This is a genomic window from Planctomycetota bacterium, assembly GCA_016872555.1.
Lineage (GTDB): Bacteria > Planctomycetota > Planctomycetia > Pirellulales > UBA1268 > F1-20-MAGs016.
Genome location: VGZO01000001.1, coordinates 109,090 through 130,466, shown reverse-complemented (window position 1 = coordinate 130,466; position 21,377 = coordinate 109,090). Strand labels below are relative to the sequence as shown.

The following is a 21,377-nucleotide window of genomic DNA, read 5'->3' as shown; positions in this document are numbered from 1 at the left end:
GCGCGGGCGCGCCACCGGGAGCGGTGCCGCGACGCGGCGGGCGCGTGCTCCGCTTGGCGACCGCTCACTTCCGCGCCTGGGCGTTCCCCGCGCCGACGAGCCACCCCGGCAGGCGCCCTGCGGGAGGCAGGGTGACGACGCGGGCCGACTTGATCCCGGGGCACTCGGCCACTGCCGCCAGGGCTTCCGCAGACGGTGCGGAGTCGAGGTTGAGGACCCCGATCGCGTCGCCGCCCGGGGCGGCACGGCCGACCGTCATCTGGGCGATGTTGACCCCCAGCCCGCCGAAAATCGTGCCCACGCGGCCGATGATCCCAGGCACGTCCTGGTGGGTGAACACGAGGAGGATGCCGTCGAGGTAGGCCTCGAGGCGGTGCCCCTCCAGCTGCACCAGCCGCGGCATCGAGTGGCCGAACAGCGTGCCCGCCGCGCGGTGGACCCGGTTTCCCGACACGAGGTCGACGGCGACGACGGAACTGAACGCACCGGGGTCGCTGCGGCTCTGCTCGACAAGGTCGATGCCCCGCTCGCGGAGCAGCATCTCGGCGTTGACGATGTTGACGTCCTCGATCGCCGACTCGAGCAGCCCGGCGGCGAATGCGGAGGTCACCAAGCGCGTGTTGCGCCCCGCGATCTCGCCGCGGTAGGCGATCGAGCAGGAGCGCGGCGCCGGGGCGTCGATCTGCGACAGCAACAGCCCGAGCCGCCAGGCGAGGTCGACGAACCCCCGCACCCCCTCCAGCTGGGCCGCGTCGATGGCGGCGGCATTGACCGAGTGGCGGATCGTGCCGGAGGTGAGGTAATCGACCAGCAGGCCCACTCCCTCGACCGCCACCTGCGACTGCGCCTCCTCCGTGCTGGCGCCGAGGTGCGGAGTGACGAGCACGCCCGGCATGCCGAACAGCGGGCTGTCGGTGCACGGCTCCTTCTCGAAGACGTCGAGCGCCACGCCCCCGATGATCCCCTGGCGCAGCCCCTCGACGAGCGCCGCCTCGTCGTAGATGCCGCCGCGGGCACAGTTGACCAGGCGGACACCGCGCTTGAGCAGCGGCAGCGAATCCGTGCCCACGAGATGACGGGTCTCGTCGGTGAGCGGCGTGTGGACCGTGAGGTAGTCGACCATCGGGAGCATGCCGCGGACCGTGTCCACCAGCTCGATCCCCAGTTCCGCGGCCCGCTCGGGGGTGAGGAACGGATCGTAGCCGACGACCTTCATCTCGAAGGCCGCGGCGCGCCGTGCGACCGCCTGGCCGATCCGCCCAAGGCCGACGATCCCCAGCGTCTTGCCGGCCAGCTGGACCCCCATGAACCGGTTCCGATCCCAGGCATGGCCCCGGAGGCTGGCGTCGGCGGCGGCGACGTTGCGCGACAGTGCGAGGATCAGGGCGAACGTGTGCTCGGCGGTGCTGATCGTGTTGCCCGCCGGCGTGTTCATCACGACGATGCCCTGCCGCGTGGCCGCCTCCTTGTCGATGTTGTCGGTGCCGACTCCGGCGCGGACGATCGCGCGGAGCCGCTGATTGCCGGCCAACGCGTCGGCGGTGACTTTCACCCCGCTGCGGCAAATGGCGCCGTCGTGGGCGGCGAGGGCCTCCCGCAGCGCCGCCCCCGACAGCCCGGTGCGGACCTCGTAGGTGATCCCCGACGCGGCGGCGGCGTCGAGCAGGGCGAGGCCGTCGCGGCTGAGGGTGTCGAGCACGATGATGGAGGGCATGGCGGGAATCCGGGGCGTCGGCCGCAGCGGTCGGACCGGGAATGCGGCGCGGGTCAGGAGCGGCCTGCGGCCGCGGTGGCCTGGCGGGCCGACTGGAACTCGATCATGTAGTCGCGCAGCGCTTCGACCCCCGCCATGGGCATCGCGTTGTAGATGCTGGCGCGGATCCCGCCCACCGATCGGTGGCCCTTGAGATCGACCAGCCCACGGCGGGCGGCCCCGGCGACGAATTCCTTCTCGAGTTCCTCGCCGGGAAGCCGGAACGTGACGTTCATCGTCGAACGGCAGTCGGCACGGGCGTGGCCCGCATAGAAGCCGTCGGAGGCGTCGAGGACGTCGTAGAGCAGTTTGGCCTTGGCGGCATTGTGCCGAGCCATCCCGGGGAGCCCCCCCATCCGCTCGCGGACCCAGTTGCACACCAGGCCGAGCACGTAGATCGCGAACACCGGCGGCGTGTTGGCCCGCGATCCATTGGTGGCGTGCGTCCGGTAGTCGAGCATCGTCGGCAGCCCGTCGGGGCACCGCTCGAGGAGGTCCCGGCGGATCACCACGACGGTCACTCCGGCGATGCCGGCGTTCTTCTGGGCGCACGCGTAGAACAGACCGTAGCGGTCGATGGCCACGGGGCGCGAGAGGAAGTCACTCGACGCATCGCAGACGAGCGGAGCCGGTCCGAAATCGGGATCGGTCTGCCACTGCACCCCCTGGATGGTCTCGTTACTGGTCATGTAGACGTAGGCCGGTGCATCGGAGAGCCGCACGTCGGCCACGGCCGGGAGCCGATCGTAGCGCGTCGCCGCGCCGTCCCAGGCGACGTGCACGGCCCCTTCCTTGCGCGCCTCCTTGATCGCCGTCGCCCCCCACGTGCCCGTGAGGAGGAAATCGGCCGACCGGCCGGTGCCCCGCAGCAGGTTCATCGGGATCATCGAGAACTGCAGGCTCGCGCCCCCCTGCAGAAAGAGGATCTCATGATCGCTCCCCACGCCCAGCAGACCGCGCAGCTCGGCGACCGTCTCCTCGAGGATCCTGTCGAATGCCGGACTGCGGTGGCTGATCTCGAGGATCGAACTCCCCACGCCCGGCAGGGTCGGGAGCTCGGCCTGGATCCGTTCGATGACCTCGACGGGAAGGACGGCCGGACCGGGGGAGAAATTGAAGAGCCGGTCGGCGAACGTCGTCCGCTTCGCTTCGGTCACGGGCTGGCTCCGCAGGGGCGCACCGGGCTGGGATGGCGGGGGCCGGCTGGACGCTCCCACCGCGCCCGCCAGCGCGGACCATGCGGAATTGCGAGCTCCATCGGCCACCACCTGGAGGTCCGGCAGGATAAAAACCGCCGCCGTGGCGGTCAACGGGCCGGAGGCGTCCCGGTGAAGGGCAGCGGTCCTCCCGGTCCCCAGGCCTGCGGCGGAGGCGATGGCTGAGGTGGAGGAAACCCGCCTGCCGGAGGCAGTGCGGCGACGCGGGTCACCGGGGGTGCGGGCGACAGGGCCGCGACCCGCGCGGCGACCACCGGCTGGCCACCGTCGGCGGCCAGCGCGCGGGAGTAATTGGCCAGGGCGAGCGTCGTGTCGCCGGTGGCCTCCCGCAACTGCCCCAGCGCCACCAGGGCCCGGGGGTTGCCCGGGGCGATCGCCAGCGCGTCGACGAGGTGGGTCTCGGCTTCGCGCAGGTCACCGTGCTCCTGGCAGAGCCTGGCCAACTCGATCTGCGGATCGGGATCGGTGGGGCGACGCCGGGCCCACCCGTCGAGGAGGCCGACCGCCCGGTCGCTGCGACCGGTCTCGACGAGGAGGACGGCGAGACCGCGGTTGCAGGCGGGGTGGTCGGGGGCCCGCGACAGGCAGAGGTTGTAGTACTGCTCTGCCGTGCGCACGTCCTCTGGACGGCCGAAGACCTTGGCCTGTTGGTGGTAGGTCGCCCCGAGGTTGTAAAAGCAGTCGGGGCTACCGGGCTGCCGGTGGAGCGCTTGCTGGAAGTGGGTGACGGCGCCGAGGTAGTTGCCCTGCTGGTAGAGCCTCACCCCCTCGGCATTGTCGTTTCGGCCGAGTCCGCCACAGCCGGCGGCGCAGGCGAGGAAGACCATGCCGCCGAAGCGGGCCCACCGGCACACGGCGACCGACAGCATGGGCATCGCGAGCCGACCAGGGCGGGGTTGGTCCGGAAAGGAGACCGGGACGCGGACACTAGCGGCCCCCCACCCACGCCGACAACGTCAGTCGCGCCATCGTCATGTCAGGCGCGCCACGGTCGCCCCCGCCGGCCTCACTTCGCGGTGCGCTGGTAGCCGAGTCCCCGGAGCACCTCGAGGATCTCGCTGCAGGTGGGAAACATCCGTCCGCTCGTCCGCTTGTAGCGGTCGAGAGCCTGCATGAATTCCAACTCCTCAGGGCGGTAGTCGCGCTCACACGTCGTCGGATCGACGAGGCGGCGGCGGGTGCCACGGGGAGTCCGGGGGGCCTGGGAATGCGGGGCAGGGCGACGGGGGCGGATCGCGCTAGTGACCATTGTGGATGTCCTCCTGCTGATGGTTTCGCCCGCTCGTCCCTGCCGGTCGGGGCGACCTGGCGGGTGGGGCAAGAACCGAGGGAAGCATGCACGACGGAAACTGTTCCGGCGGGGCAAGCCGGGGGTTTTTTCCGGCTCGCAGAGACGGCACGACCGTCATGGTCGGTACGGCCTCACCGCCGCGGCGGCCCGGGCTTCAGCGATTGTTGAAGAACTTCTTCAACGCCTCGGCGGCCGCGTCACGCGAGTTCTCGGCCGCTTTCTTGGAATTGGCGGGAAGGCCGGCCGGCTTCCCCTTGCTGTCGCGGAGCGCGTCGATCCCCACCGTCGAGCCGACACGGGACGAATCGCCCCGGCTGCCGCCGGCGACGGTCGCACTACCCGAGCCGATCCCCGTCGACGCCGCGCCGGCCGACGTGCCGCCGCCCCCGGCAATTCCCGACACCATCGACCCGGTGCCGTCGGTGGACGGTTCCGCGGCGGACGCCACGTGATGGATGCTGCTGGCGTCGCTCTCGGCGGATGGCTCGGGCTTCAGCGACCGCGTCGTGTCGTACATGCCGGCCGGGGAGTCGTCGGCCATCAACCACCGCGACACGTCCTGATCCGACTCGGCCGCGACTGCCGGTTCGGTGCACGAGATCCGGACCTCGAGGGCACCGACCCGGAGCAGATCGCCCGAGGCGACCTTGACCTTGCCGCTGATCTTCTCGCCGTTGACGAACGTGCCGTTTCGGCTTCCCAGGTCCTCGACCCAGACATCGGCCGGGCCGACGTGAACGGCGCAGTGCCGCCGGCTGACATCCTCGCTCAGCGGTCGGACGTCGCACTCCTCCGCGCGCCCGATGAGCAGAGTGTTGCGTTTGATGAGAATGGCTCGGCCGGCGCTTTTTCCGTTGGCCACGATCAATTTCGTGATCATTCAAGCCCCCTGGCGCAGCGGTCCGCACGCAACCGACCCGTGCGGCGCTCCGATCGGCCACCACCCACTCTCACCTTCAAAAGCCAATCTTATCCCGGGTCTCGCCAATCGCACCAGTGACCCCTGCCGTCCACGGGCGGACGCGGCCGGTTGGGGCGGTCTTTTCCATGGCTCGCCCCCAGCCGCCCCTTGGTGTCATCGACGCTCCGTCCAGGCTGGATCGCGGAATCTCCCGGCCAATTCGGTGATCACCGGTCCGGCTTGGTCCCACGTGCATCCGGATTGCATTTCAAGCCGAAGCCCGGCCGCGGCCGCGATGCCGGCGAGCCAGGTGTCGAGGATGTCGTCCGAGGCGAGCGCGACACCCGCGGCCCGTGCCACGTCGGCGACTCCGGCATGCCGCGCCGGCGCCGCGACCGCCATGTTCGCCCCCCAGAGCAGCGAGCCGTGCTGGACAACCGCCGCCCGGAGGCGGCGCTGCGCGCTGCCGAGGATCTTCGCCGTCCCGGCGGGTGTCGGGACGACCACGTCGCCGGGGGAGCGGCGGTCGAAGCACAGGTAGGGCTCCTCGGCGCCGGATGCAGAGACCGGCGCGTCTCGGTGGAGCCGCGCGGCGATCGCACGACCGCGGAGCACCGCGACCAGCGCGCCGTGGACCTCGTCGTACAGCCGCTGGACCGACTCGCCCCACGGATGGCTCCGCGGCACCGCGATCGCGACGGTCAGATCGGTGCCGTGCACGATCGCACCGCCACCGCTCGGCCGGCGCACCAGCGCCAGGCCGCGGAGGGCGTCGGGCACTGCACGCCGCACCTGGAAGGCCCCGAGGGAGAGCGTCGGCTCGGACCACCGCGCCACCCTGATCACCGGCCCGCCGTGGCGCAGCGCCTCCGCAGCGAGCCATTCGTCGGCTCCCATGTTCACGGGGCCGGGCACCGGTGTGTCGGACCAGACGGGGAGCGACTCCGGCGCCGATCGCTCGCTCATCCCACGGACCTCCCCCGGGGCCATGACGCGCTGGCCACCGTGCGGCTCAATGGGGGTTCGCGGCGATGAGGGCGTCGTAGGCCGTCTGGTCGAGCAGCGCTTCATGGGCCCGGGCATCGTCGGGCCGGATGCGCACGATCCAGCCCTCGCCATAGGGATCGCTGCCGAGGGTGTCGAGCCGGTCGGGGAGCGTGGAATTCACGGCGACCACTTCACCCGACACCGGGGCATACAGGTCGCTGACCGCCTTCACGCTCTCGATCTCACCGAACGACTGACCCGCCTCGACGCGTGTGCCCACCTTCGGCAGTTGCATGAACACCAGATCGGTGAGGGCCTCGACGGCGTACTTCGAGATCCCCACCGTCGCCGTCCCGTCGGCCTCGGGGCGGATCCATTCATGCGACTTCGCGAAGCGCAGGGGGGCGGACATGGCGGCGACGACTCCCGGGAAGTGAGAGGGACGGTTCGGGACGGAGAGGATAGCGGCGCGGGGTGCGGGATCCCAAGCCTCGACCGCGCCGCGGCTCAGCCGGCGGCCGGGCGCGGCCGACGGTAGAAGGGGAGCGCCACCACCGTGCCCGGTTGGCCGCTGTCGCGGACGACGACGTCGACGGCCGTGCCGGGAGAGGCGTGGCGGGCGTCGACGAGGGCCATCGCGACCGCCCGGCCGAGCGACGGCACGTAGCTGCCGCTGGTCACCCGACCGCACGCCGCGCCTCCCGCGGTGACGAGGCTCCCCTCGCGCGCCGCCCGGCGCCCCTCGAAGACGATCCCGACACGGACCTGGGCGGGCGGGCGGCCAGCCGCGGCCCGGAACGTCTCGGAGCCGGGAAACCGTCGCCCCTCGAGATCGACGGCGAGGCCCAGACCGATGGCGAACGGGTCGCTGTCCTCGACGAGCTCGTGACCATACAGCGGCATGCCGGCCTCGAGCCGCAGCGTGTCGCGCGCCCCCAAGCCGCAGGGGACGAGCCCCGCCGCGGCGCCGGCGCCGAGCAGCGCTTCCCAGACGGGCTGGGCCGCCGTCGCGTCGACCACGACCTCGAAACCGTCCTCGCCGGTGTAGCCGGTGCGGCTGGCCGCGGCGGGGACACCGGCGAGCGTCGTCACGGTCGAGGTGTAGCCGCCGAGGGCCTCGAGCCGCGGCCGGTCGGCCGCGGGGGCGAGGGAGGCGACGATGCCGACCGCGGCCGGTCCCTGGACCGCGATCATCGCCGTCTCTGCCGTGCGCTCGACGAGGCGCACGCCCGCGACGGGGAGCCGCGACCGCAGCCACTCCACCACGCGCTGCCGGTTGCCGGCGTTGACGACCAGCCCCCAGGTGTCGGCGGCGGCGTCACCGGGCACGACCGGCCCGTGGACCACCAGCGCGTCGTCGAGGATCCGGGTGCCGGCGGCGTCCTCGGCGGCGACGAGCGTGTAGCGGACCCGACCCCGGGCCATCCCCGCCACGCGCCGGGTGAGCTGCTCCTCGAGCCATGCCGCCGCACCCGGCCCGGCGACCGTCAGCCGCCCCATGTGCGAGACGTCGAACATGCCCGCGGCGCGGCGGACGGCGAGGTGCTCGTCGACGATCGAGGCGTACTGGACCGGCATCGCCCACCCGGCGAAATCGACCATCCGGCCACCGTGCGTCTGATGCCAGTCGTGGAGCGGCGTGCGGAGCAATGCGGTGGTCACGTCTGGGCACCTCACGACGAAAGGCCCGCGATCCTGTTCCGGCGGGTGGCGGATTTTAGGACCTGGCCATCCGCGGCGCCAGGAGCCGCGCGATTCACCGCTCCCGGCGGCGCGGCGGGCGGCGCCCGCGCCCCGGGTGCGATCGCGATCGCCCCGCGGACTGCGGCCGGCGCCCCGGCGGCGGCCGGCGCCGGCCCCCCGCCGCGGCGCCGGCGTGGCGCCATTCCAGTTCGCGGCGGTCCAGATCGACGCGTGCCACGGCGACGCGGATCCGGTCGCCGAGGCGGAACGCATTCCCCGGGCGGCGGCCGGCGAGCGTGTGGGCGGCGCGGTCGAAGCGGTAGACGTCGTCGGGCAGGGCCGCGGCCGGGAGCAGCCCCTCGGCGGGCAACTCGAGCCCCTGGACGAACAGGCCGAACGGCTCGACGCCGGTCACGACGGCGTCGAGCTCGGTGCCGATCTTCCCGGCCATCGCGGCGAGGAGCTTGAGCTTGACCAGCTCGCGTTCCGCCGCCTCCGCGCGGCGTTCGAGTTGCGAGCACTCGTCGCCGAGCAGATCGAGGCCGTCGAACGGCGTCTTCCGTCCCCGGGCGAGGCGGTCGAGGGCGCGGTGCACCTGGAGATCGGGGTAGCGGCGGATCGGCGAGGTGAAGTGGCAGTAGCAGTCGCTGGCCAGCGCGTAATGCCCCTCGTCCTGCGGGCCGTAGACGGCGCGCGACAGGCTCCGCAGCACGGCGTAGTGGACCGCGTGCTCCTCCGGTCGGCCGCGCGTCAGGCCGAGGAGCCGCTGCAATTCGAACCGGCTCTCGAGCGTGTCGACCTCGAAGCCCAGCTCCGAGACGAACTCGGTGAGCTGCCGCAGCTTGCGCAGATCGGGAGCCCGGTGGACGCGGCGGAGGAAGCCGCACCGCGCCGCGTGGAGCCGCTCCGCGACCGCCTCGTTGGCGGCGAGCATGAACTCCTCGATGATCCGGTGGCTCTCGGTGTGGGCGACGACGTGCGCCCCGCGCACGCGGCCGTCGCGGTCGAGGTCGATCTTCACCTCGGGCATCACCAGCTCCAGGCTGCCCCGCGCCTCGCGGCGGCCGCGCAGGAGGCGCGCCAGGTCGCGCATCCGCCCGAGCAGGTCGCGGACCGCCGGTGCCATCTCCACCGCCCGCGTCGCCGGGTCGGCGAGGAACAGGTCGACCTCCTCGTAGGTGAAGCGCCGCCGGCTGCGGATCGCCGAGCGCTCGACGGAGGTGTGCACGGGGAGGCCGTCGGCCGTGAACTCGATCCAGCAGGTGCGCGTGAAGCGGACGCGGTCCGGCTGGAGGCTGGCGAGGTTGTTGCTCACCAGTTCGGGGAGCATCGGGATCACGCGGTCGGGGAGGTAGACGCTCGTGCCGCGTCTCCGCGCCTCCTGGTCGAGCGCCGAACCCTCGGGGACGAAATGGGCGACGTCGGCGATGTGGACGCCGAGCAGCCAGTGGCCGCGGTCGCCGCGCTCGAGCGAGATCGCGTCGTCGAAGTCGCGGGCATCGACCGGATCGATGGTCACCGTGACCGTGTCGGTGAGGTCGCGGCGGTCGGCGGGAACGGCGCCCTCCCAGGCCGCCGCGGCAGCGCGGGCGACGTCGAGGGCGGGCTCGGGAAACGGCCCCGGCAAGCCGAATTCGTGGATCACCGCGAGCGTGTCGACCCCCGGGGCGCCGGCCGCGCCGAGGACCTCGACCACCACCCCCTCCCCGTCGCGAAGCGCCGTCGGGAAGCGGACCATCTCGACGACGACCTTGTCGTCGACCCGCACCCCCTTCGCACCCGGATCGCCGACGGCGACCGGCCGCGCGAACGCCGTGCCGTCGATCCGCACCCAGCCGCCGCCGGCGGCCTCGAAGTAGCTGCCGACGAAGCGCGTCGTCCGCCGCCGGAGGACGGCGACGACCTCCCCCGACGGCCCCGGTCGGCCGGCCTCGCGGCTGCGCAGGATCCGCACCCGCACCGTGTCGCCGGTGGCGGCGTCGCGGCTGGCGTGGGCCGGCACGTGGACGTCGGGGGGAACGCCGCCGTCCACCGCCGTCTGGCGCACGAAGCCGTGGCCGGCGTGGGCGCGGCGAAACACCCCCTCGACCTCTTCGGGGCGACGCCCGGCGCCGGAGCGGTGCGGTTTCCCCGGCCGCGGCATGGTCGATCGAGCGGCTCGTCAGCCGCGCCCCTTGAAGAACTTCCGGCCGAGCTGCTGCTGGAACGGCGTCCACCCGCCGTCGAGCGCCGCCCCGCCCTCGAGGAGCTGGGTCACGCCGGCGACGCGGGCGTCGAGGGCGTCGAGCTGATGGAGGAGGATCGCCTCGAGGGTCATCGGCAACCGCGGGGCGCCGTATTCGTATTCGCCGTGATGGCTGACGACCATGTGCTTGAGGCGCGTCGCCGTCGCCGGGTCGAACTCGCGGCCGGTGCGCTCCTGCACCCCCTGGATCTTCTCCTCGAGGATCTCCACGCCGAGGACGACGTGGCCGACGAGTTGCCCGACGTCGGTGTACGAGCAGCCGCGCTCGCTCTCCAGCTCCACCGTCTTGCCGATGTCGTGGATGAACGCCCCGACGAGGAGCAGGTCGCGGTCGACGGCCGGGTAGAGCGGCGCCACCCGATCGACCAGCCGCAAAAGCGTGACCACGTGGAGGAGCAGGCCGCCGACGTGGGCATGGTGCTGCTTGACGCCCGCCGGGCTGCGCCGGAAGGTCGCCATCAGCTGGGAGTCGGCGCGGAACTCGGCGACCAGATCGGCCAGGTCCCCCGGGGGGACCGTCGCCAGCAGCGCCGCCAGCTCGCCGTCGAGCGCCTCGACGTCGCCGGGGCCGAGGACGGCGAACTCCCGCTCGTCGACGGTGCGCGGATCGACTCGGGCGATCGCGCTGATGATGATCTGGAGGTTGCCGGCGTAGAGCTGCGTCGCCCCTTCGACGCGGACGTAGTCGCCGTCTTCGAAGGCGTCGTTGTCGGTGGTCGAGGCGTTCCACAATCGTCCGGTGATCGAGCCGCTCCGGTCGGCCAGTTCCACCTGGAGGAACAACTGCCCGTTGCGGTTGGGCCGGAGCTGCTTGTGCGTGGCGAGAAACACCTGGTCGACGCTGCCCTGGGCGGGCAATTCGCTCACCAGCCGGCGCTTTACGGCAGGGCGTCGCCCACCGGGGCGTCCGTCCACGGGGCCGGTTGTCGCCTCGGCGTCGGCGGCCGACGGCCGTCCAGAACGCGCTGCCGTCGAATCCCCCTGGCCGGTCGCCATCCTGCCTCCACACCCGCAGCCGGCGGTGGGCCGGGAACGGCCACCGCTGGCGCGGCCGTGTCGGGTGCGGCCGCGATCTCGGTGATTCTACGCCGCTCGACGCACCGCGCCCAACCGCCCCGGCCGGCGCGGGAACGCCGCGCCGCTACAATCCCGCTCCCCCAACCGCCCCGCGCGGCGACCGCTGCAGGAGCGCACCGATGCCCGACCATGCGATCAGCCCGACCCGGCGCGACGACTATCCCGAGTGGTACCAGCAGGTCGTCCGCGCCGCCGACCTCGCCGAACAGTCGCCGGTGCGCGGCTGCATGGTGATCAAGCCGCACGGCTACGCGATCTGGGAGCGGATGCAGGGCGTGCTCGACCGGGCGTTCAAGGCCACCGGCCACCAAAACGCCTATTTCCCGCTGTTCATCCCGGTCAGCTACCTCGAGCAGGAGGCGAAGCACGTCGCCGGATTCGCCAAGGAATGCGCCGTCGTCACCCACCACCGCCTCGAGTTGTCTGCCGACGGCCGGCTCGTACCGGCCGGCAAGCTCGAAGAGCCGCTCGTCGTCCGCCCGACCAGCGAGACGATCATCGGGGCGATGTACGCCAAGTGGATCCAGTCGTGGCGCGACCTTCCCGTGCTCATCAATCAATGGGCCAACGTCGTCCGGTGGGAGATGCGCCCGCGCGTCTTCCTCCGCACCGCCGAGTTCCTCTGGCAGGAGGGGCACACGGCCCACGCCACCGCCGCCGAGGCGGTCGAGGAGACGTTGCGGATCCTCGGCATCTACGCCGCGTTCGCCCGTGAGCACCTCGCGATGCCGGTCCTCGAGGGACCGAAGCCGGCCGCCGAGCGCTTTCCCGGGGCGGTCGAGACCTATTCGATCGAGGCGATGATGCAGGACGGCCGCGCGCTGCAGGCGGGGACATCGCACTTCCTCGGGCAGAACTTCGCCCGCGCCCAGGAGATCAAGTTCGCCGACACGACCGGCGCCGAGGCCTACTGCTGGACGACGTCGTGGGGCGTGTCGACGCGGCTCATCGGCGCCCTGGTGATGACCCACTCCGACGACGACGGGCTCGTGTTGCCGCCGCGGATCGCACCGACGCAGATCGTCCTCCTGCCGATCCACCGCACCGACGAGGAGCGGGCCCGGGTCCTCGAGGCATGCCGGGGCCTCGAGGCGACGCTCGGCGCCGTCCGCTACGGCGACGAGCCGATCCGCGTCCGCACCGACGCCCGCGACATGCGCGGCGGCGACAAGGTGTGGCAGCACATCAAGCAGGGGGTGCCGGTGCGCGTCGAGATCGGCCCGCGCGACCTCGCCGCCGGCGCCGTGAGTGTGTCGCGCCGCGACCGGGGGCCGCGTGAGCGGGTGGCGCTGCCGTTGGAATCGTTCCCGGCGGCGGCCCCGGCGCTGCTCGAGGAGATCCAGCGCGGCCTGTACGACCGGGCGCTGGCGTTTCGCGAGGCGCGGACGGTGCGCGTCGCCGACCGGGCCGAGCTCGTCGCGCGGTTTGCCGACGAAGGGGCGACGGGAGAGGGGCAGGGGGGGTTCGTGATCACCCATGTCGCCGACACCCCGGAGGTCGCGGCGGTGTGCGATCCCCTCAAGGTCACCGTCCGCTGCATCCCGATGGACGGCCCCGACGATCCGGGGCGCTGCATCATCACCGGCCAGCCGGTGCAGCGGCCGAGCGTCCTCGCCCGCGCCTACTGACCGGGGGCGCGACCGGAGGGACCGGTTGGCGGGCGGACCGCAACTGGTTGCTACACTAAAAGCGTGCGGGTTTCGGCCAGATCGAGGGCTCGAGACCGCGCCGGTCGTGCCTTCCGGGCCGGGCACGACGCCGCTCCGTCGGACCGCCGATGAGGGAGCGACCCCGGCCCACACGGGTAGCTGCAATGGCACTGCGGAAACCGTCCTCGTTGGCCGTCGCCCTGGCGGCCGTAGTCTGCGGCATCGGCTTCGGCACCGGTACCGCCGCGCTCGTCTCCCGGCTCCAGCCCTGGCGCGTCGGAGAGTTCGACCCGCTCGGCGAAGGTGTCCGCGTCGCGGAGACCAGCGCGCGCGTTTCCGTCGACGTGACGACGCACGCCTTCGGTACGATCGCCCTGGGCAACGAAGGGGAGCACGCGTTCGTCATCCGCAACGTCGGCCAGGCCCCGCTCGTCCTCAGCAAAGGGGCCTCGTCCTGCTCCTGCACGGTGATGGATTTCGACTCCCGTCAGGGGGGCAACGACGAGGCCGAGAAGTCGATTGCACCGGGGGGATCGGAGAAGGTCCGTCTGAAGTGGCGCGGCAAGGCCGACGGTCCGTTCCGTCAGCAGGCGACCGTGCTGACCAACGACCCCGGCCGCCCCGAGGTGGTGTTCGTGGTCGAAGGGGCGGTGGTCCCGTCGTGGCGGGCCGTGCCCTCGACGCTCGTGATCTCGCGGGCGACGTCGGGGAGCGGCGAGCGGGCGACCGCCGATCTGTTCACGTTCGGCGACACGGCGCCCGAGGTCGTCTCCACGGCGCTCCTCAATTCGGCGACCGAGCGGTTCTTCAAGGTCGGCGTCGAGCCGCTGCCTGCCGAGACGATCGCCGCCGAGAAGGGTGCCACCGGCGGGGTGCGGCTGGTGGTCGACGTCCTTCCCGAGACCGAGATCGGCTTGGTCAAACAGACCGCGCGCGTCGTGCTCCGCACAGCGGAGGAACTGGCCGTCGAGGTTCCGATCGAGGTCTCCGTATCGGGGGCGCTGAGCCTCGCCGGGGCGGGGTGGGACCCGGATCGCCAGGCGCTCGCCCTGGGAACGGTCTCCGGCAAGACGGGTGGACGCTGGGCCCTGTTCATGGCCGCGAAGGGGCCGCACCGTCAGGCCGTCCGCCCCGTCGTCCGCGAGGTCGTGCCGGCCTCGTTGGCGGTGACGATCGGGGAAGCGGTGCCGATCGGCAACGGCAACGTGATGCGGATCCCGATCACCATCGAACTGCCCGCCGGCAGCGCACCGGCGGTCAACAACTGCACCAAGCAGGCCCCCGGGGGAAGAATCGTCCTCGAAACGGGGCATCCGGAGTCCCCGACGATGTCGATCAAGGTGTGTGTGGCGATCACCCCCTGACCGCCGCACGGTGGCCGGGGAGGATCCCGGCCCGGCAGGTCGTTCACGGAGGTTTCGTGGCATGAAGCGCTCGATCGCCCTGCTGCTGGTGCTGACGGCCCTGGCGCTCGTCGTGGCGAGCGGACCTGGCCGGCGGCCGGCGGCCGCGCAGGTGCCGGCCACCCCCGACGGAGCCGGCGGGATCCCCGATCGCGGTCCCGGGGTGGCCGCCGAAGTCGCCGTCGACTTCGCCCGGCGGAACGGGCGGGTGTTCGACGGCTGGTCGAAGCCCGGTGCGGTGCTCGTCCTCACCGGTGAACTCGACGGCTACATCGAACCCTGCGGCTGCACCGGCAAGGAGAACCAGAAGGGGGGTCTGAGCCGTCGCCACAACTTCCTCCGCGCCCTGGCCGCGGCCGGCTGGCCCGCGGTGGCGATCGATCTGGGGGGGCAGGTGAAGCGGTTCGGGCGACAGACCGTGATCAAGTTCCAGTCGATCGCCGAGGGACTCAAGGCGATGGACTACCGCGGCGTCGGACTCGGGCCCGCCGACCTGCGCTTGCCGACGGAGGGACTCGTCGCGGCCGTCGCCGCCGTCGGCACCGCACCGACGCCGTTCGTCTCCGCCAACGTCGGCCTCTACGGCCTCGACGCCAAGATCACACCGCGGACCACGGTCGTCGAGGTCGGCGGCCTGCGGATCGGGATCACCGCGGTGCTCGGCGACCGCCAGGCCACCGCCGTCCGCAACGAGACGATCGAGATCGCCACGGCGACGGAGGGCCTGAAGGCCGCCGCGGCGGAACTCGCCGCTGCCGGCTGCGACCACCAGGTGCTCCTGGCGTGGACGGTCGCCGAGGAAGCGGCGAAATACGCGGCGCTGTTTCCGCAGTTCGACCTCGTCGTGGCCGCCGGCGGTGCCGACGAGCCGCCGCTCGAGGCCCCGGCTCTGCCGGCCGCGGCCGGACGGGCACCGGCGCGGATGGTGGAACTCGGTCACAAGGGGATGTACGCCGTCGCCGTCGGCTTGTTTCCCGGCGCGCCGGTGGCGCTGCGCACGCAGCGTGTCCCGCTCGACGCCCGCTGGGGCGAGTCGGAGGAGATGATCCGGCTCCTCGGCGACTACCAGGCGCAGCTCGAGCGGCTCGGCCTCGATGGCCTCGGGATGGCACCGGTCCGCCATCCCAGCGGCCGACGGTTCGCCGGCAGCGCCGCTTGCGCCGACTGCCACCAGGAGGCCTTCGACGTCTGGAAGGAGTCGGGCCACGCCAAGGGGCTGACGACCCTGGAGATCCAGTCGCCGCGGCGCGACGGCGACCCCGAATGCCTGTCGTGCCATGTCGTCGGCTGGGTGCCGCAGAAGTTCGAACCCTACGAAGGGGGCTTCGCGGGCATGGCCGTCACCCCGCAACTCGCCCACCAGGGCTGCGAGAACTGCCACGGCCCGGCCGCCGATCACGCCGCCGTGGAGCGGGGCGACCTCGAGGTCGCCGACGAGGAACGAACCCGGCTCCGGGCGTCACTCGCCCTGTCGTTGGCGACCCCCGAAGGCAAGGAACGTGCGGTCAACAATTGCCTCGAGTGCCACGACATCGACAACAGCCCGAAGTTCGACTTCGACACCTACTGGCCACAGGTCGAACACTGACCGGCCGGCGGCTTCGACGGCTCAGCCCAACTGGGCGAGGGCTTCGTCGGGGATGCTGAAATTGGCGGCGACGCTCTGCACGTCGTCGTGGTCGTCGAGCCGCTCGAGCAGGGCGAGCACCTTGCGGGCGACGTCGACGTCGTCGACCGAGACGGTCGTCGTCGGCAGCCGGACGATGCCCCCCGGCTCGGGTTCGAGGCCGGCGGCGCGGAGGGCGTCGAGCACGCCGGTGATCGCCGCCGGTTCGCAGGTGATCTCCCACCGATCGCCGGCGAGCTTGACGTCGTCGGCGCCGGCGTCGAGGGTCAACTCGACGAGCCGCTCCTCGGTCACTGCCCCCTGCGCCACGCGGACGACCCCCTTCCGCTGAAACAGGTAGGCCACGCAGCCGGTGGCTCCGAGCTTGCCGTCGCACATCTCGAAGATCTTGCGGATCTCGGGGGCGGTCCGGTTCTTGTTGTCGGTGAGGATCTCGCACAGCACCGCCACGCCGCCGGCGGCATACCCCTCGTAGATCGACTCCTCAAGGTTGCCTCCCTTGAGCTCACCGGTGCCGGTGCGGATCGCCCGCTGGATGTTGTCCTTGGGCATGCTGACCGCCTTGGCGGCGTCGATCGCATACCGCAACCGGAGATTGGCATCGGGATCGGCACCGCCGTGCTTGGCGGCGACGATGATCGCCTTGGCGAGCTTGCTCCACAGCTTGCCGCGCTTCGCGTCGATCAGCGACTTCTTGCGGGCGATGTTCGCCCAATGAGAATGACCGGCCATGCATCACCTCGCGATCAACGCGGTTTCCGCCTCGTCAGCTGCGCCGCGGCCGTGCCGGCTCCCTTGCCGTCGGCCTTGCGCGGTGTCCCTTTCGCGCTGCCGGCCCGCGTGCCCCCCTTGTCGGTTCGCCCGGCAGGGCGCGGCGGCTTCGCCGGCGGTTTGGGGGCGGCACCGCCACGCTCCTTCGCGGTGCCGGCGGGGGATTCCGCGGCGGGCTTCTTCGCGCCGCGGTCGGCCGCCGGCCGCGCCGGCCGGACGACGCCTGCGGCCGGCTCCGCGGCCCCCTTGGCGGCGCGCGCGCCTCCCTTGCCGGTAGCTGGCGGCTTGGTGGAGGCGGCCTTTGCCGTGGCCACCGGCTTGGCCGGCTCGACGACCTCCGGCTCGGCGGCTGCGGGCGGGGCAGGGGGCAGGTCGGCCGGCGGCGGACGGCCGACGTTGGGTTTGACGACGAACGGCTTCGGCCCCGGTTTGCTGCCTGCCACCGGCTTGCCATCGGCGGTGCGCTTCGGTCCCGATCCGGGGGGCGGCAGCGGTGTCTTGCCAGCCGGGCGTGCGGCGGCCTGCGGACCGGCGGGCCGGTGCTCATCGGCCATGCCGCGTGTGCCATCCCCCTTCGCGCCATCCGCGTCGGCTGCAGCCGGGACGGCCGGGAGGGGCATCGGCTCGCCGCGCTTCGGAAACCGTTCCTTGAGGTCGGGCGCGACCGACTGCAGGATCCGTCGCACCGTCGCACCGTGGAGATTGCCGAGGACTTCGACGCCGAATTGGTGGAGCAACGAGGAGAACTCGGGGCCGTTCTTCTTGGCGACGAGCCTCTCGAGACCAGCTGCCCGGCCGGCGACGTACTCGTCGCGCGTGACGATCCCGGCGAGGTACAGGGCCTGCAACCCACCGAGATCGACCGGCACGAAGTGGCCGCCGAGCGCCGTCGAGGCCACATGGGCGACGACGAACGGCGGAATCCCCTGGAGGCTCTCGAGGGTCTTCACGCCGTGGGCGAGCGAGTGCTTCCGTGCCGACTCGAGCGAGAAACTGTAGCTCGACTCGAACACGCTCTGCAGCACACGGCGGAGGGCGAGGGCGGCGCGGGGCGGGTCAGGAAGGCCGTGGAGCACCTCCGCCAGTTCCGCCACGGTCGTGACGCGAACCTCGTTGAGGTCGAAAAACGCCTCCCCGAGACGGGCAAACGCCTTCTGGGCCAGTTCGTACGGGGCGTTCTCGAGACAGCAGGCGAACAGCACCTGTTCGAGAAGTGGCCGCGCCGTGTCGGTCGGGACGAGCCGGTATTGCGTCCGCAGTGCCTTGTGGAGTCGGGCGACCGCCTGCTGGCGACTGGATGCGCTCATGGCTGCTCCTGCTGCATGGCCGGCGGAAGCGGTGTCGATCCGCCGCCGTGGTCCTCCGGATCTGACGCGTCGTTGCCGGGCTCCGCGTCGGCGTCGCGGCCGGCGGGAGGAAGGACCTCGGCGAGAATCCGCGCCATCTCGATCGACTTCTTCACCCCGCCGTCGATTTCGAACCGCAGCCGGGGGGTGTACCGCGTCTCGATCCGGCTGGCGATCAACGACTGGAGGAAACCGGCCGAGCTCGCCAGCCCGCGCAGCGCCAGCGCCTCCTGCGCCGGGCTCCCCATCACCGACACGCGGACGGTCGCCGAGCGCATGTCGGGCGCCATCTCGACGCCGGTCACGGTGACGTCGCGAACGCGTGGATCACGGACCTGCGTGAGGATGGCAATGCTGACCACCTCCCGGACCGCCTCTGCCGCCTTGAGAAGCCGCCGCGTGCTCACGACAACGTCCGCGCGACTTCCTCGATCCGGTAGCACTCGAGGAAATCACCCTCCTTGACGTCATTGAAGCCCTGCAGCTTGATGCCGCACTCGAGGCCGTCCCGGACCTCGCGGGCGTCGTCCTTCTCCCGCTTCAGCGACTCGATGCCATAGTCGCCGATCACGCGACCGTCGCGGATGATCCGCAGCCGGCCATTGCGTGAGATCACGCCGCCGATCACCCGGCAGCCCGCGATCACCCCGATCCGACTGATCGAGAAGGTGCGCTGCACGACCGCGCGGCCGAGCTCCGTCTCGCGCTTCTCGGGGGCGAGCATCCCCTCCAGCGCGCTCTTCAGATCGTCGGTCATCTGGTAGATGATCTCGTAGCGGCGAATCTGCACGCCACGCTCCTCGGCCAACGACCGGGCGCGCTCGTCGGGGACGACGTTGAACGCGATGATCACCGCGTCGGAGGCATCGGCCAGCTGCACGTCCGCCTCGCTGACACCACCGACGGTGGCTTGGAGGATGCGGATCTTGACCTCCGGGTGGTCGAGCTTCTGCAGCTCCTTGAGGATCGCCTCGATCGAGCCGCGGACGTCGGCGCGGAGGATCAGGTTGAGCGTCGGCGTCTTCTGGGAACCGAGCTTTTCGAGGAGGTTTTCCAGGGTCACGTGCACCGGCGCACTGACGAGCGTCGACTGCCGGCGGATCGCGGCCCGCTTGAGCGCGACCTCGCGGGCCCGGGCGATCGACTCCACGACCTGAAACCGCTCACCGGCCCCCGGGGCGACGTCGAAACCGCTCATCAGGATCGGCTCGGCGGGGCCGACCGTCTGCTGGCGGCGCTTGCCGAGCGTCGGTTGCAGGGCCTTGACGGTGCCGCTGGCCTCGCCGCAGACGACGGCGTCGCCGACCCGCAACGTCCCCTTCTGGACGAGCAGGCAGGCCATCACTCCCTTGCCCTCGTGGATCGAGGCGTCGAGGCAGACGCCCGCCGCGAGGCGATCGGGGTTGGCACGCAGGTCGTGAAGTTCGGCGATCGTCAGCAGCGTGTCGAGGAGGTCGTCCACCCCCTCGCCGTTGAGGGCGCTGGTCTTGACCACTTCCGTCTCGCCCCCCCACTCCGTCGGCAGGAGGTCGGCCGTCGCGAGCTGCTGGTAGATCCGCTGCACGTCGGTCCCGGGAAGATCGATCTTGTTGATGCACACGACGATCGGGACGTTGGCCGCCTTGGCGTGGCTGATCGCCTCCTCGGTCTGCGGCATGACGCCGTCGTCGGCGGCGACGACGAGGACCGCGCAGTCGGTGACGTTGGCCCCGCGGGCCCGCATCTGCGTGAAGGCCTCGTGACCGGGGGTGTCGACGAACGTGATCGCCCGCCCGGAATGCTTGACCCCGTAGGCACGGATGTGCTGGGTGATCCCCCCGCTCTCGCGCTTGGCGACGTCGATGCCGAGGATCCGATCGAGGAGCGACGTCTTGCCGTGGTCGACGTGGCCGAGGAAGGTCACGATCGGGGCCCGCGGCATCCGCAGCACCGGGTCTTCGTCGACGGCATCGAAACCGGCGAGCAACTCCTGCTCGAGATCCTCCGCGGTCTTGAGGTCGAGGGAGACCCCGAGTTCGACCGCCAGCAATTCGACGGTATCCCTGTCGAGCATCGTGCTCATGCTCGGGATCGCCGTCGGTGCGAGGGAGAGGAGCTTCTTGAGGACTTCGCTGGCCGGCAGGCCGATCGCCTCGGAGAGGCCACGCACCGTGCACGGCACCTGGATCGAGGCGTTGGTCTTCCGTGGGGCGGCGGTCGACACGGCTGCCCCGCGCCGCGCTCGCGAGGAACGGCGCCGCCGGCCTCCGCCGTCGTCGTCGTCGCGCGAATCGGTGACCCGCTTGCGGTTGAGTTGCCGTGCTTCGCGCCCGCCGAGCAGGTCGTCCGACTTGCCGCCGACACCGCCGGCCTTGGAAGGCGTCCGCCGGGGGCGGACACCCGACTCCAGCGGCGGGGGCACGGGCATCGGCCCGGCTCCCCCACGGGCTCCGCCACGCGGCGCGACGCCGCCGGTGGTCCGCTGCCGCGCGATCTCGGCCTGCCGCTGCTCATGCTTGCGCATGTGATCGGCGAGCGGCTTCGCACCGCCGGCCTTCGCACTGCGGATCGCGTCGAGGGGTAGCTTCACATCCGGCTTCTGTGCGGCCGGCTCCTGGGGAGCGCGCGGCACGATCGTGGTCTTGCCGGCCGCCGGCACCGGCGCCAGCTTGAACGCGGGCCGCGGCACCGGCTTGGCTTCACCGGTGCGGCTGCCGATCGTGCGCGGGCGCGGTTCGGGACGCGGCGGCGGCTCACCGGGCCGCCCACGGGCCGCGACACCACCAGGGGCGATGTAGTCTTCTTTCCGCAACGGCCCGCTCGTCCGCGGGGCAGGAGCGGGTTCCGGAGGAGCGGCCGTCGGGGGTTGGGGAGCCTCGGGCGGAGCATCTCCCGGGCCGGCTGGACGTGCCGTCCCTGACTGACCGGCGCCCCCCGTGGACGGTCGCACCGCGCCACCGAGCGGGGCGCGCTCCGCGACGACGCCGGGGCGCGTGGGCACTGGCGCCGGCCGCGGCACCGCCGCGCCTCCCGCCGGCTCGACGGGCGCTGCCGCGGTGCCTGCACCCCCCTCGGCACCGTCCGGTGCTTCGGCGTCGGCTCGGCTCGGGGCCGGGGGCTTCGCTGCCGCGGGGCGCAGCGGCGGAGCCGGCCGCACCGGCGCCGCAATCGACGGCCGGACAGGAGCCCCGATCGACGGCCGCGCGGATCCCGCGGCGGGCCGCTCGGGAGGCCGCGAACGGGCGGCCATGAATTCCTTGAGCTTGACGACTTCCTCGTCGGTCAGACTCGCGAGCGCGGATCCTTTGTCATGGATCCCGGCGCGCGTGCACATCTCGACCAGCTCTTTGCTGTCGAGCTTCAACTGGTTGGCCAGCGTGTAAATCCGAACCGCCACGCGCACCCCTCATGGCAACGATCGAAACGATCCGCACCGGAACGACACCAT

The 21,377-nt window shown here is 72.0% G+C and carries 17 protein-coding genes; 3 read left to right on the top strand and 14 right to left on the bottom strand.

Features of this window, described 5'->3' with window-relative positions; genetic code table 11:
* Nucleotides 1–64 precede the first annotated feature (64 nt).
* From FJ309_00590 to FJ309_00545, 10 genes are all read right to left on the bottom strand, one after another.
* The gene (locus FJ309_00590; protein MBM3953113.1) at nucleotides 65–1,714 is read right to left on the bottom strand and encodes a phosphoglycerate dehydrogenase; all 1,650 of its coding nucleotides are present in this window, start codon (nucleotides 1,712–1,714) and stop codon (nucleotides 65–67) included.
* A gap of 53 nt (nucleotides 1,715–1,767) precedes the next feature.
* The gene (gene serC / locus FJ309_00585) at nucleotides 1,768–2,910 is read right to left on the bottom strand and encodes a 3-phosphoserine/phosphohydroxythreonine transaminase (GenBank protein MBM3953112.1); all 1,143 of its coding nucleotides are present in this window, start codon (nucleotides 2,908–2,910) and stop codon (nucleotides 1,768–1,770) included.
* Nucleotides 2,911–3,059: 149 nt separating this feature from the next.
* On the bottom strand, nucleotides 3,060–3,845 hold the full coding sequence (locus tag FJ309_00580; protein MBM3953111.1) for a tetratricopeptide repeat protein: 786 nt from the start codon (nucleotides 3,843–3,845) through the stop codon (nucleotides 3,060–3,062).
* Between the two features lie 131 nt (nucleotides 3,846–3,976).
* The gene (locus tag FJ309_00575; protein ID MBM3953110.1) at nucleotides 3,977–4,219 is read right to left on the bottom strand and encodes a hypothetical protein; all 243 of its coding nucleotides are present in this window, start codon (nucleotides 4,217–4,219) and stop codon (nucleotides 3,977–3,979) included.
* 196 nt (nucleotides 4,220–4,415) lie between these two features.
* Complete coding sequence (locus FJ309_00570; protein MBM3953109.1) at nucleotides 4,416–5,141, bottom strand: FHA domain-containing protein; 726 nt, start codon at nucleotides 5,139–5,141, stop codon at nucleotides 4,416–4,418.
* Nucleotides 5,142–5,336: 195 nt separating this feature from the next.
* A complete protein-coding gene (locus FJ309_00565; protein ID MBM3953108.1) occupies nucleotides 5,337–6,281 on the bottom strand; it encodes a hypothetical protein in 945 nt (314 codons plus the stop codon).
* Complete coding sequence (gene gcvH / locus FJ309_00560) at nucleotides 6,175–6,561, bottom strand: glycine cleavage system protein GcvH (protein MBM3953107.1); 387 nt, start codon at nucleotides 6,559–6,561, stop codon at nucleotides 6,175–6,177. Before gcvH ends, FJ309_00565 begins: the two co-directional genes overlap by 107 nt.
* Before the next feature lie 95 nt (nucleotides 6,562–6,656).
* Complete coding sequence (gene gcvT / locus FJ309_00555; protein ID MBM3953106.1) at nucleotides 6,657–7,811, bottom strand: glycine cleavage system aminomethyltransferase GcvT; 1,155 nt, start codon at nucleotides 7,809–7,811, stop codon at nucleotides 6,657–6,659.
* A 94-nt stretch (nucleotides 7,812–7,905) separates the two neighbouring features.
* On the bottom strand, nucleotides 7,906–9,975 hold the full coding sequence (locus tag FJ309_00550) for a VacB/RNase II family 3'-5' exoribonuclease (GenBank protein ID MBM3953105.1): 2,070 nt from the start codon (nucleotides 9,973–9,975) through the stop codon (nucleotides 7,906–7,908).
* A gap of 18 nt (nucleotides 9,976–9,993) precedes the next feature.
* Nucleotides 9,994–10,944, bottom strand: a complete 951-nt coding sequence (locus tag FJ309_00545) for an HD domain-containing protein (GenBank protein ID MBM3953104.1) — start codon at nucleotides 10,942–10,944, stop codon at nucleotides 9,994–9,996.
* Nucleotides 10,945–11,273: 329 nt separating this feature from the next.
* Between FJ309_00545 and FJ309_00540 the strand changes: the two genes are divergently transcribed.
* The 3 genes from FJ309_00540 to FJ309_00530 all read left to right on the top strand — a co-directional run bounded on the left by FJ309_00540 (nucleotide 11,274) and on the right by FJ309_00530 (nucleotide 15,794).
* Nucleotides 11,274–12,782, top strand: coding sequence for a proline--tRNA ligase (locus FJ309_00540; protein MBM3953103.1), 1,509 nt, complete (start codon nucleotides 11,274–11,276; stop codon nucleotides 12,780–12,782).
* 149 nt (nucleotides 12,783–12,931) lie between these two features.
* Nucleotides 12,932–14,167 (top strand): DUF1573 domain-containing protein, encoded by a 1,236-nt coding sequence (locus FJ309_00535; protein ID MBM3953102.1) that lies wholly within the window; start codon nucleotides 12,932–12,934, stop codon nucleotides 14,165–14,167.
* Nucleotides 14,168–14,228: 61 nt separating this feature from the next.
* Nucleotides 14,229–15,794 carry a hypothetical protein gene (locus FJ309_00530; GenBank protein MBM3953101.1) on the top strand — a complete coding sequence of 522 codons (1,566 nt, stop codon included), beginning with the start codon at nucleotides 14,229–14,231 and terminating at the stop codon, nucleotides 15,792–15,794.
* 21 nt (nucleotides 15,795–15,815) lie between these two features.
* On the opposite strand, the gene FJ309_00525 is transcribed toward FJ309_00530, so the two are convergent.
* The 4 genes from FJ309_00525 to infB are packed head-to-tail and all read right to left on the bottom strand — an operon-like array spanning nucleotide 15,816 to nucleotide 21,326.
* Nucleotides 15,816–16,565, bottom strand: a complete 750-nt coding sequence (locus FJ309_00525) for a YebC/PmpR family DNA-binding transcriptional regulator (GenBank protein ID MBM3953100.1) — start codon at nucleotides 16,563–16,565, stop codon at nucleotides 15,816–15,818.
* A gap of 14 nt (nucleotides 16,566–16,579) precedes the next feature.
* Nucleotides 16,580–17,911, bottom strand: coding sequence for a hypothetical protein (locus FJ309_00520; GenBank protein MBM3953099.1), 1,332 nt, complete (start codon nucleotides 17,909–17,911; stop codon nucleotides 16,580–16,582).
* Nucleotides 17,908–18,357, bottom strand: coding sequence for a 30S ribosome-binding factor RbfA (gene rbfA / locus FJ309_00515; GenBank protein MBM3953098.1), 450 nt, complete (start codon nucleotides 18,355–18,357; stop codon nucleotides 17,908–17,910). The genes FJ309_00520 and rbfA overlap by 4 nt, the downstream gene beginning before the upstream one ends.
* Complete coding sequence (infB, locus tag FJ309_00510) at nucleotides 18,354–21,326, bottom strand: translation initiation factor IF-2 (GenBank protein MBM3953097.1); 2,973 nt, start codon at nucleotides 21,324–21,326, stop codon at nucleotides 18,354–18,356. Before infB ends, rbfA begins: the two co-directional genes overlap by 4 nt.
* Between the last annotated feature and the right edge of the window lie 51 nt (nucleotides 21,327–21,377).

What these genes read in the sequence shown, in the direction of transcription:
- FJ309_00520 (MBM3953099.1), bottom strand. Translation starts at nt 17,911, where the DNA reads ATGAGCGCATCCAGTCGCCAGCAGGCGGTCGCCCGACTCCACAAGGCA.
- FJ309_00530 (MBM3953101.1), top strand. Translation starts at nt 14,229, where the DNA reads ATGAAGCGCTCGATCGCCCTGCTGCTGGTGCTGACGGCCCTGGCGCTC.
- FJ309_00540 (MBM3953103.1), top strand. Translation starts at nt 11,274, where the DNA reads ATGCCCGACCATGCGATCAGCCCGACCCGGCGCGACGACTATCCCGAG.
- FJ309_00570 (MBM3953109.1), bottom strand. Translation starts at nt 5,141, where the DNA reads ATGATCACGAAATTGATCGTGGCCAACGGAAAAAGCGCCGGCCGAGCC.
- FJ309_00535 (MBM3953102.1), top strand. Translation starts at nt 12,932, where the DNA reads ATGAGGGAGCGACCCCGGCCCACACGGGTAGCTGCAATGGCACTGCGG.
- gcvH (MBM3953107.1), bottom strand. Translation starts at nt 6,561, where the DNA reads ATGTCCGCCCCCCTGCGCTTCGCGAAGTCGCATGAATGGATCCGCCCC.
- FJ309_00550 (MBM3953105.1), bottom strand. Translation starts at nt 9,975, where the DNA reads ATGCCGCGGCCGGGGAAACCGCACCGCTCCGGCGCCGGGCGTCGCCCC.
- FJ309_00575 (MBM3953110.1), bottom strand. Translation starts at nt 4,219, where the DNA reads ATGGTCACTAGCGCGATCCGCCCCCGTCGCCCTGCCCCGCATTCCCAG.
- FJ309_00580 (MBM3953111.1), bottom strand. Translation starts at nt 3,845, where the DNA reads ATGCCCATGCTGTCGGTCGCCGTGTGCCGGTGGGCCCGCTTCGGCGGC.
- FJ309_00590 (MBM3953113.1), bottom strand. Translation starts at nt 1,714, where the DNA reads ATGCCCTCCATCATCGTGCTCGACACCCTCAGCCGCGACGGCCTCGCC.
- FJ309_00565 (MBM3953108.1), bottom strand. Translation starts at nt 6,281, where the DNA reads ATGGCGAGGGCTGGATCGTGCGCATCCGGCCCGACGATGCCCGGGCCC.
- FJ309_00525 (MBM3953100.1), bottom strand. Translation starts at nt 16,565, where the DNA reads ATGGCCGGTCATTCTCATTGGGCGAACATCGCCCGCAAGAAGTCGCTG.